The following is an 11,273-nucleotide window of genomic DNA, read 5'->3' as shown; positions in this document are numbered from 1 at the left end:
TGAAATATTAATTCGATCATATAAATTGCATTTTTAAGAGTAAAATTGCTAAAATACTGCTTCTAATTTTAACTAAGGAAAAATTTTGAGAGTTTTGTTAGTTTTATTTTTATTAAGTTTAACTCTTTTTGGTGCTGAAGCAACCATACCAACTGTAAATTTAAGCCTTAGTGCCCCAAATAGTCCTCAACAACTTGTAACAACCTTAAACATAGTTATAGTTTTAACTATACTAGCTCTTGCCCCTACTATTATTTTTGTAATGACTTCATTTTTAAGACTTGTCGTAGTATTTTCTTTTTTAAGAACAGCTCTTGGCACCCAAACTATGCCACCAAATACCATACTAATAACTTTGGCTTTAATTTTAACTTTTTTTATTATGGAGCCTGTGGCTACAAAATCATACAATGAAGGTATAAAACCATACATTGCTGAGCAAATAGGCTATGAAGAAGCTTTTGCTAAAGGTGTTAAACCTTTTAAAGATTTTATGCTTAAAAATACTAGAGAAAAAGACTTAGCACTTTTTTATAGGATTAGAAATTTAGAAAATCCAAAGACCATAGATGATGTACCTTTAACAGTTTTAGTGCCAGCTTTTATGATAAGTGAGCTTAAAACTGCTTTTGAAATAGGCTTTTTACTTTTCTTGCCATTTTTAGTTATTGATATGGTGGTAAGTTCTGTATTAATGTCTATGGGTATGATGATGCTACCTCCTGTTATGATTTCTATGCCTTTTAAATTACTTATTTTTGTACTAGTAGATGGATGGAATTTGCTCATACAAAATTTAGTCAAAAGTTTTTTAACTTAGTAATTTAGAGTAAGATATGTATGTTTTTTCCTCTTTATTTAGTATATTTTGCTTACTTTTTGGTGGATATTTTGCCAAAAAAATCAAAATTTTAAAACAAAAACAAGCACGTGCTTTTTTAGATTTTGCTATTATTTTTGCCTTGCCTTGCTTGATTTTTGAGCGTGCTTATCATTTAAATTTTGATTTTTCTTTGATTGTTATTATATTGCTTGGTTTGGGTTGTGCTATTTTTTCAGCATTATGTTGTGCGTTTTTAGCTCTTTGTTTTAAATTTAGCAAAAGCACTCTTGTGAGTATTTTTTTACTTTCTAGCTTTGGAAATACTTTGTTTGTAGGCATACCTATTATTAGTGGAATTTATCAAGATCCTCATTTTTTGGGTGAGATTATCCTTTATGATGCACTTGCTACTTCTTTGCCAGTGGCACTACTTGCTCCCTTTATCATATCTTTAGCTAGTGAGCAAAAAGCAAGCTTTTTGCAAAATCTTAAAAAAGTTTTTACTTTTCCTCCTTTTGTTGCTTTGATTTTAGGACTTTGTTTTAAACTTGCCACGCTTCCTGATTTTATCTTTGAACCTTTACGTATGCTTGGAGCTAGTGCCACACCTATAGCACTTTTTGCCATAGGTTTAAATTTAGGCTTTTTAAGTATCAAAACTTCTTATAAAGCAACTATAATAGTCATTTTTGGAAAAATGATACTCACACCTTTAATATTTTTAGCACTTTTAAAGCTTTTAAATTTCAAATTAAATCCTAGCTCTATCATCGCTTTACTTGAATCAGCTATGCCTACTATGACAATGGTTGCAGCAATGATCATGAAAGCAAAACTTGATACAAATTTAGCGGTTAGTTCTGTGGCTTTTGGTATAGTTTTTGCCTTTATTTCTTTACCTATTTGGGTATATTTTTTAAGCTAAGGATATAAATGGCATTTGCTATATTTGGAAAATACCTTTATGATGATCTTGCCTTCACTCTTAAAGCCCATACTCAAAAAGAAAGTAAAAAAGCTTTTAAAATCATAGAAAAATACAAAAATCGATATTATTTTTTAGGTTATATTCAATATGAATTTTATAAATATCTAGAAGATAAAAATTATAAAAGCAAAGAGCCTTTTTTGTATTTTTTTGCTTTTAAATCAAAAAAAATCTTTATAAGTGAAGAAAAAAATTTAGACTTTTATCCATGTTTTTCATCCAATTTAAACCAAGAAAAGTATTTTGAAAATTTTGATAAAGTCAAAGAAGCTATAGCTAAAGGTCAAAGTTATCAAGTTAATCTTACTCAAGAACTACATTTACAATCAAATCTTAATGTGTATGAGAGTTTTTTAAGCCTTTATCCTAAGCAAAATACCCCTTATAAGGCTTATATGAAAAATGAATTTTTAGAACTAGCTTCATTTTCACCTGAGCTTTTTTTTAAAATCAAAAATAAAAAAATCATCACAAAACCCATGAAAGGCACAATCAAACGCTCAAATAATCCAAAAGAAGATGAAAATCTAAAAAACTTTTTAAAATGCGATGAAAAAACCATTAGTGAAAATGTAATGATAGTTGATTTATTACGCAATGATATTTCAAAACTCATCAAAAAGCATTCTTTAAAATGCGAACTTTTTAAGGTTAAAACCTACCCTACCTTACACCAACTCATTTCAAAAATAAGCGGAAAATTAAAACCAAAAAATGATTATTTTAAAATTTTCAAAGCCCTTTTTCCATGTGGATCCATCACAGGTACACCTAAAATAGAAACCATTAAACTCATAGAAAATTTAGAGCAAAGAAAACGCGGGATTTATTGTGGAGCGATAGGTTTAATCCATAAAAACAAAGCAAAATTTAGCGTAGCCATACGCACTTTAGAGAAAAAAAATAATGATGATTTTTTAAGATATGGTGTGGGAAGTGGGCTTGTGTGGGACTCACAAAAACAAGATGAATTTGAAGAATTAAAACTAAAAAGCAAAATTTTAGAACCTAACTTTTATTTATTTGAAACAATGTATTATAAAAACCATTCTATTTTATTTTTCAAAGAACATTTACAAAGAATTTTAAACTCAGCTAAATTTTTTGGCTTTGATACTCAAAGATTAATACATGATTTTAAAAATATACTAGAGAGTAAAGATAAAAAATTCCATTTTAAATCTTTACAAAATTTTAACAATTTTGTTTTCAACCATCATCATTTTTTTACAAAAAGTAATTTTACTCAAAAAGGTTCAAAAGCTATTAAACTAAAACTTTTCAAAAATGGCCTTTATGAGTTTGATTTTAGCAATATACAAGAAAATTCAAGTAAAAAACTACTCATAAGTAAAGACATCGTAAAAGTAAATCTTTTAACACACCATAAAACTTCTCTGCGTAGTTTATATGAAGCAAATTCATATCTATGGAAAGAAAACATTTGCTATGATATAGTTTTTTTTGATGAGCAAGGCATACTTTGTGAAGGTTCAAGAACCAACATTATCATAAATTTAAATGATGAGTATTTTACTCCTTATGCTAAAAACTGCCTCAATGGCATTTATAGACAAGCACTCTTAAAACACAAACTCATCAAAGAAAAAGATATCACTAAAAATGAGCTTTTAAATGCTAAAGAAATTTATACTATAAATTCTTTAAGAGGCTTAAAAAAGGTGTTTTTATGAAAGTTTTGATTATAGATAATTATGATTCTTTTACCTACACCATAGCCTTTTATTTAAAAGAATTAAATATTGCTTATAAAATCATCAAAAACGATAAATTTAAAAACCCCAAAAAACTTAAAAAATATGATTTTACTCATCTTTTAATCTCCCCTGGACCAAATTCACCCAAAGAATCAAAGTTAAGTTTCAAAGCTATAAAATATTTTAAAAAAGATAAAAAAATTCTTGGAATTTGTCTAGGACACCAATGTATAGCACATGTTTTTGGTGGTAAAATTTCTAAACTTCCAAACCCAACTCATGGTAAGGTAAAAACTATAAAATTTAAACCAAACCCTCTTTTTAAAAATCTTGAGCAAAATTTTAAAATTTGTTTATATCACTCTCTTTATGTTAGCCATATAGGTAAAAAATGTGAAATTTTAGCCCAAAGTGAAGATAATATTATCATGGCTTTAAAACATAAAAAATACGATATTTACGGGGTTCAATTCCACCCTGAAGCCATACTAAGTCAAAATGGCAAAAAGCTACTTAAAAATTTTCTTGCTTTATCATTACTTTAAGTTATATTTTCTATAATAAAACAAAAAGTTTAAAAATGAAAATTTTATATCTACTTTTCTTGCCCTTATTTTTGCTAGCTAACAATCTTAAAGAATTTATAGATTTAAGTTTAAACAATGAAAATTACTTACAAAAACAACTCCAATTTTCAAAAAGTATTTTAGAACAAGAAAGTGTGCAAAATGCTTATTTACCAAGTTTACATTTAGGTGTTTCTTATCTTGGCTCAAACAAAGATCGCTTTATCATAGAACCTCAAGAAAGTCTAATGAGTACCCTTTCGCTTAAATTTTTACTTTTTGATGGAGGTAATAGAGAAGCAAAAATCGCTAGCATGCAAAGTCTAAAACAACTTGCTCATCTTGAAAAAGAAAACATGGCAAATTATATGGCACTTAGTGCTAGTGTTTTGTATTTTAATTATCTTAGTTTAGAAAGTATTATAGCAAGTGATAAACAAAAAGAAATCACTCTGCAAAATCAACTCAAGCGCTTAGAAAATTTTTACCAAGCTGGACTTGCTAGCCAAAGTGAGCTTGAAAGCATAAGAGCAAAATTTGAGTTAAGCACTTATGAATTAGCTCAAAATGAATTAAAACTATATGAATTAAAAAATGAAATTTATAATCTTAGTAGAACGCATTTTACACCTTCTTTTCAAAATATTTTACAAGAACCAAGTGTAGAAAAAAACAAAAGCTATGAAATAGCCCTTATGCAAGAAAAATTAAATTTAGAAAATTTAAAAATAGACTCTGCTAGAGCTGAGTTGTTTCCAAAAATATTTTTACAAAATAGTTTTAGTTTTTATGATATGAACTACAATCCTAAATTACCGCATGAGCTAAAATCAACAAGCGAAAGCTTTCTAAAAGAACATGGACAAAGCAATCGTTTTATTTTAGCTTTTGAGTGGAAAATTTTTGATTTTGGTGCTAATCAAAAAGCTCTAGAAGCTCAAAAATATACAAGCAAAATCACTCAATTAGAGCTTGAAAAAACTAAAAGAAAAGTAGATATAGAACTAAATAATCTTTTACAAGAAATTGAAATTTCTAAAGTTAAAATAAAAGCATTAAATGCGAGCCTCAAAGCAGCTAATTTAGCTTTTGAGGTCATTGAGAAAAAATACACCGCAGGACTTTGCTCATATGTAGAATACCTAAATGCATTAGAATTAAAATACAAAAGTCAAAGTCAGCTTGAACTAGCTAAAAATGAATATGAAATCACAAAAGCAAGGTATTATTTTACAGCTGGAATTGATATAAAAACAAAGGTTTTAGAATGAAATTAGTATTTTTAATTTTATTTTCTTTACTCACTTTAAAAGCTGAAGAAATTTATGCTAGTTTTGATGTGCTCGCACAAAATCAATCAAAATTATCCTTGCAAAGTGCTGGTATAGTTAAGGCAATTTATGTGAATGTTAATGATAAGATAAAAAAAGATCAACTTTTACTTAAACTTGAAGATTCTAGCGAGCAAATAGCCTTAAAATTAGCACAAAATGAATACAAACTTGCCACTCTTGCACTAGAACATGCTAAAAGTTCTTTGGAAAAATTTAAAAAGGTACAAGAAGTTATAGACAAGCAAAGCTATGAAAATGTTTTATTTGAGTTTCAAAAAGCACAAAGTCTGCAGCAAAAAGCTTTTTTAAATATACAATATTATAAAGACTTAATCGATAAAAAAACTCTAAAAGCCCCTTATGATGGGATTATTTCTAACAAATATATCGACATAGGAGATGGAGCTAGGGGAATTTCTCATGTTTTATTTGAATTTTTTTCTTATCCAAAAGTAAAATTGCTTTTAAGTTTTGATGAAAAATTTAAAGATAAGGTAAAAGTTGGTGATATTTTTATTTATAAAATAGACTCAGATGAAAAAGAATATCAAGGCAAAATTACACTTATTTATCCAAGTATAGACATAAAAACACGAAAAATTTATGCAGAAGTTGAAGCCTTAAACTTTACTCCAGGTTCTTTTGGAGAAGGAAAAATCATCACCAAGGATTAATCTTGTATCGTTTTGCTATTAACAATCCTATTGCTGTTTTGATGTTTTTTATCGCTTTGGTGATTTTTGGTACTTTTTCTATTTTTAGTATGCCTATTAATCTTTATCCAAAAGTAGATATTCCTTTGATTAAAATCACCACAACCGCTAATGGAGATTTAAAATTCATAGAATCTAAAATAACCAAAGAAATAGAAAATGCAATTTCAGATGTACAAGGGATAAAAAATATCAATTCTACAAGTTATAATAATTTTTCTATTTCTGTTGTTGAATTTGAATTAGGCAAAAACTTAGAAGTAGCTGCAAACGATATTAGAGATAAACTTAATACCATCAATCTTCCAGCAAAGCCAACCTTAGAAAAAATATCCCCTGATGCAGGATCTGTTGTATCATTATTTTTAAGTTCTAAGGATCATTTAAAACTTATGCGAAAAATTGACAATGATATAAAACCATTTTTACAGAAAATTTCAGGAGTTGGAACGATCAATGATATAGCCTTTTTAAAACCACAAGTTCAAATCAAACTCTTGCCTAATGCCTTACAAAAATATCATATTAATGCACTTGATGTAGCTAAAATCATCCAAAGCCATAATTTTAAACAATATCTAGGTGAGTTTGAAAATTCAAAAGATAATTTCACCATCAAAGGATATTTTGAAGCACAAAATTTAAAAGAGCTAGAAAATATACGTATTTTTAGTGGAATATTTTTAAAAGATATAGCAAATATTAGCTATGGCTTAGAAGATCAAAAGCAATTTGCAATGCTTGATACAAAAGATGGGGTGTTGCTTGAGCTTAATAAAATTTCTGGTTATAATTCCTTAAAAGTTATAGAAAATATCAAAAATTCCTTAAAAACACTGCAAACAATAGCAGGCAATGATGTAGAAATTAAAATAGTTTATGATAAGAGCCAAAACATCTTAAAACATATCAATCAAGTTATTTTTGATATGGTTTTTGGCGTGATTTTAACACTTTTAATAGTATATGTATTTTTAAGAAATATCAGTGCGACTATTTTAGCTTTTATTGTTTTACCAACTTCAATTATTTCTAGTTTTTTTCTCATTAATCTTTTAGGTTATGATATTAATCGCTTAACCATCATAGCTCTTACTTTAAGTATAGGAATTTTTATAGATGATGCTATAGTTATCATTGAAAGTATAGCCAAAAAAGCAAAAACACTCCCTCCTTTACAAGCTTCATTTGAAGGGATTAAAGAAATAGGCTTTAGCGTTTTAAGCATTAGTGCGGTTTTATTGTGTGTGTTTATACCTATTGCTTATATGAATTCAGTTCCTGGTTTATTTTTTAATGTATTAGCTACTAGTGTTGCTTCTGGGGTAATTATAAGCTATCTTGTAAGTGTATTTTTAGTACCTACCTTAAGTGCTAGATTTTTAAATACTAGTGAAAGTACATTTTATAAAAAAAGTGAATTTTTATTTATAAAACTTGACTTATTTTATGAAAAGCTACTTTATAAAGTTTTAGCTAACAAGATTAAATTTATCCTATCAACGCTTATTATAATTATTTTATGTTTTTCTTTAGCTCCTAAAATAGGCTTAGATTTTCTACCTATAGAAGAAGATAGTGAAATACAAGTCTTATTAGAAAGTAAAAACGACCTATCTTTAGAAGCTATGAAGGCAAAAAGTTTAAAAGCATATGAAAATATAAAGCAAGATCCAAATGTTGCTTATGCATATTTACTTATAGGATATAATGACGCAAAGGAAATTAAAAAAGCAAAAATTTATGTAAAATTAAAACCTTTAAATGAAAGAAAATTCAGACAACCTAAGCTTATTAGCCTTTTTCAAGAAAAATTAAACTCCTATAAAGACTTAAAAATAAAAGTTTTAGAACTCCCTAAAATAGAAGGAGCAGGCATTGAAGATCCAGTTCAAATTCAAATTTTAGGTGATGATTTAAAGCTAATAAAAGAAGCTATTAATAGAATGAAAGAAGTGTTTTTAAAACACGAAGGTTTTGTTGCTATAGATGATAATGAAGGGGATTTAAAAGAAGAAATTGCTATTAATATTAATAGAGAAAAAGCTGCCAAACTTGGTATTAATCCTCAAGAACTTGCTTATGTCTTGGCTTATTCCTTTGGAAATTTAAGCGTTGGAAATATGGATTATAAAAATTTTAAAGATGAAATTATCCTTAGCTTTGATGAAGCTTTTAAACAAAATCCAACCAGTTTAGAGCTAATAGAACTTAAAAATCATAACAATGAAAGTATAAAGCTTGCTAGTATTGCTAGCTTTTCTTATAAAAAAGATCTTTCTTTAATTAACAGACACAATAAAACTACTAGTATAAAACTCACTTCAAGCATAGAAAACATTTCTTTAGGTGAAGTAAGAAAAATTTTTGAGTCCAATTTAGCTTATATTTTAGGAAACAATGACCTATCTTTTGCTTATTCTGGTTTTTTGGACTTTTTAGATGACACCATTAGTGGGTTTTTATTTTCTATATCTTTGGGGATGATTTTGATTTATTTAATCCTTGCTTCTTTGTATTCAAGTTTAATACTTCCTTTAATCATCATGATAAGCATGCCTTTGGCTTTTGGTGGAGCTTGTTTTGGAATTTTTATTACAGGAAATCACTTTTCTTTATTTGTGCTTGTAGCTATTATTTTGCTTTTTGGAATGGTAGGAAAAAATGCTATATTATTAGTAGATGTAGCTAATAAAAAATGCGATGAAGGCATGGAAGTAGAAAAAGCACTAATTTATGCAGGAAAAAGTCGTTTAAGAGCCATTTTAATGACAACCTTTGCGATGATTTTTTCCATGCTTCCACTAGCACTTTCAAGGGGTTCTGGCTTTGAAGGAAATTCTCCTATGGCCATTGCTATTATATTTGGTCTTATTAGCTCAACCTTACTTACACTTTTAGTAGTGCCAGCTTTATTTAAATTTGCTCATAATTTAGATGTGAAAATTAAAAAAATCTACCAAAGAGAGAAAATTTAATTACTTTTTGAAAATCTCATTTACTTTAAACTTAAATTTATGGGGGGGGGTATAATTGCTTTTTTCAATTTAAATTTATAAGGAGTAATCAAATAAAACTTTCTTATTGCACAAGTAAAGTTTTAATGGGAGTTGGTATTAGTGCATTATTAAGCAGTGCTATCTTAGCACAAGAAATTACCATAACAGATGGCACTATGAATCAGTATTTTGAAACTAGTGATGGTAGAAATTTCAACTTAAAAACAGATCATACTAATGGTGATTTAACTCTAAATCTTTCCTACACAGACTTAGCTAATGCTATAGCTAACGATGAATTTAAAGATCTCTCAAGAGTAAATATTAACTTAGGTTCCAACAACCTTACTTTTAAAAATACTTCAGAAGGTGCTAGTTATGTAACAAACTATACCATTAATGCTAAAAAAACTGAGGCAACAGATGTGATATTTCAAAGCTTAGATGGAAAATCCATCGTAAATGGAGATTTTAGTATAAAAGGTTCATCTAATCCTGCAGAGGGTGTTTTAGATGATATAAAATCTTCAGCTATTTTAATCGCCGATGGACATGGCCTACAAGGCTCTCTTGAAGTAAATGGAAATTTTACAGCAGATCAATCTACTCTATTTACCATAGGTGGCAATAAAAGTCAAAACCACATACAAATAAATGGTAAAGCAAATATCACAAATTCAAACTTTTCCATAGGAACAACAAGCTTTGGTGATTTAGCTTTAAATAATTATGTTTTCATGGGTGCAAGCGAAGGATTTAATGAAGATATAACAAGCTCAAACAAAGCTAGTGCAAACATAAGTAAAAATTTTGAAAACATTGTAGGTATGAGCAGCAAAGATTTAGGACTTAGTTATGAAATTGTAAGAGCTATAGATGTAAAAGATTTTGTTGATTATGAACTTTCTACAAAAGATAATAAGCTTTTAATTAGTGGTGGTGCAAATGAAAATGTAAATAACAACAAGATGGTTTTAGAAAGTGATAAAAAATATCTAGAATTAATTAAAACTGATTTAGAAGATGCCAAAGATGAAGAAGGTGTTAATATAGAAAAAATAGACGAAACCATTGCAAAAATTGATGAACAAATAAAACAAATTCAAGATATGATTAGCAATGCTGGAAATGGAGAAATCTCTAATGATGATTATATTAAAAACGATTCTAGTGTTTCAACTTCTAACAAAGACTTTGTTTCTAAAATTTTAGATGGACTTGCACTCGGTAAAGATTTTAATGCAATAGGTAGTATTAAATTTGATAAAGTCGGGGAACAAGTAGCAAATGATATAAAAGATTCAGCTAAATCTATCTCAAATGTAAATCAAGCCTCATCAGGTATAAACTCGACTATCAATGTATCAAATGATGTATCTATAGGTTCTCGTGTAGCTATGTTAAATAATCCTTATGGAAATTATGCTACAAAATTATCTCAAATAAGATTTGCTACTAATGATTACAGAGGAAATTATGTTGATAATTATAATAACAGCATTTGGGGTAATGTAATAGGTGGTGCAAACATCATAGATGGGGATAGCGGTGCTTTATATGGAGCCACTATAGGTATGGATAGAAAAGTCAATGATGATGTTATTATTGGAGCTTATTTTACTTATGCAAATGCTGAAATAAAAGATAATCTTTTAACCCAAAAATCAGATAACTTCCAATTTGGAGCTTATTCTAATATCTATATAAGTCCAAAAGTAGAAGTTAATGTTAAGGCCTATGCTCAAATTTCTCCTACAGATCAAGATATTGTAAATAGAGGATTTAACACTACAAATAGTGCTGATTTTAATAGAAAATTCTTCGGTTTGAGTGCTAATATGGGATATGTTTTTGATTTTAGTGATAATACTTTATTTATCAAGCCTTTCGCTGGAGCAAACTACTACTATGCACATACTCCAAGCTATAAAGAAAATGGCATAGCAGGAAAAGATGTCAATAGCGCTAGCAACAATTCTATTTCATTGGAACTTGGCGCTGAACTTAGAAAATATATGAATGAAGAATCATATCTATTTATCACTCCAAAAATAGAACAATATGTAATGAATAATGGAGATGATTTTGTAGCAAGTTTAAACGGTGTAGCATTACCTAGTGTAAAAAGTGAT

8 protein-coding genes are annotated in these 11,273 nt (G+C 28.2%); all 8 read left to right on the top strand.

What is annotated here, in order from left to right; genetic code table 11:
* Positions 1–85: 85 nt before the first annotated feature.
* Positions 86–820 carry a flagellar type III secretion system pore protein FliP gene (fliP, locus tag CAMP5060_RS07790; RefSeq protein ID WP_087700482.1) on the top strand — a complete coding sequence of 245 codons (735 nt, stop codon included), beginning with the start codon at positions 86–88 and terminating at the stop codon, positions 818–820.
* Positions 821–836: 16 nt separating this feature from the next.
* Positions 837–1,748, top strand: a complete 912-nt coding sequence (locus CAMP5060_RS07785; protein ID WP_214100345.1) for an AEC family transporter — start codon at positions 837–839, stop codon at positions 1,746–1,748.
* A gap of 8 nt (positions 1,749–1,756) precedes the next feature.
* Positions 1,757–3,505 carry a bifunctional anthranilate synthase component I family protein/class IV aminotransferase gene (locus tag CAMP5060_RS07780; RefSeq protein ID WP_214100344.1) on the top strand — a complete coding sequence of 583 codons (1,749 nt, stop codon included), beginning with the start codon at positions 1,757–1,759 and terminating at the stop codon, positions 3,503–3,505.
* Positions 3,502–4,074 carry an anthranilate synthase component II gene (locus CAMP5060_RS07775; protein WP_214100343.1) on the top strand — a complete coding sequence of 191 codons (573 nt, stop codon included), beginning with the start codon at positions 3,502–3,504 and terminating at the stop codon, positions 4,072–4,074. The genes CAMP5060_RS07780 and CAMP5060_RS07775 overlap by 4 nt, the downstream gene beginning before the upstream one ends.
* 35 nt (positions 4,075–4,109) lie before the next feature.
* Positions 4,110–5,366, top strand: coding sequence for a TolC family protein (locus tag CAMP5060_RS07770; RefSeq protein WP_214100342.1), 1,257 nt, complete (start codon positions 4,110–4,112; stop codon positions 5,364–5,366).
* Positions 5,363–6,103 carry an efflux RND transporter periplasmic adaptor subunit gene (locus CAMP5060_RS07765; RefSeq protein ID WP_214100341.1) on the top strand — a complete coding sequence of 247 codons (741 nt, stop codon included), beginning with the start codon at positions 5,363–5,365 and terminating at the stop codon, positions 6,101–6,103. The genes CAMP5060_RS07770 and CAMP5060_RS07765 overlap by 4 nt, the downstream gene beginning before the upstream one ends.
* A gap of 2 nt (positions 6,104–6,105) precedes the next feature.
* Positions 6,106–9,120, top strand: a complete 3,015-nt coding sequence (locus tag CAMP5060_RS07760; protein ID WP_214100340.1) for an efflux RND transporter permease subunit — start codon at positions 6,106–6,108, stop codon at positions 9,118–9,120.
* A gap of 92 nt (positions 9,121–9,212) precedes the next feature.
* Positions 9,213–11,273, top strand: a 2,061-nt coding sequence (locus CAMP5060_RS07755) for an autotransporter outer membrane beta-barrel domain-containing protein (protein WP_337218173.1), incomplete at its 3' end; no start/stop codon positions are given.

Origin of the sequence: Campylobacter sp. 1569 (genome assembly GCF_024723675.1) — a bacterium.
GTDB lineage: Bacteria > Campylobacterota > Campylobacteria > Campylobacterales > Campylobacteraceae > Campylobacter_D > Campylobacter_D jejuni_C.
This window is presented reverse-complemented; position numbering and strand designations above follow the sequence as displayed.

What these genes read in the sequence shown, in the direction of transcription:
- CAMP5060_RS07785 (WP_214100345.1), top strand. Translation starts at nt 837, where the DNA reads ATGTATGTTTTTTCCTCTTTATTTAGTATATTTTGCTTACTTTTTGGT.
- CAMP5060_RS07780 (WP_214100344.1), top strand. Translation starts at nt 1,757, where the DNA reads ATGGCATTTGCTATATTTGGAAAATACCTTTATGATGATCTTGCCTTC.
- CAMP5060_RS07775 (WP_214100343.1), top strand. Translation starts at nt 3,502, where the DNA reads ATGAAAGTTTTGATTATAGATAATTATGATTCTTTTACCTACACCATA.
- CAMP5060_RS07770 (WP_214100342.1), top strand. Translation starts at nt 4,110, where the DNA reads ATGAAAATTTTATATCTACTTTTCTTGCCCTTATTTTTGCTAGCTAAC.
- CAMP5060_RS07765 (WP_214100341.1), top strand. Translation starts at nt 5,363, where the DNA reads ATGAAATTAGTATTTTTAATTTTATTTTCTTTACTCACTTTAAAAGCT.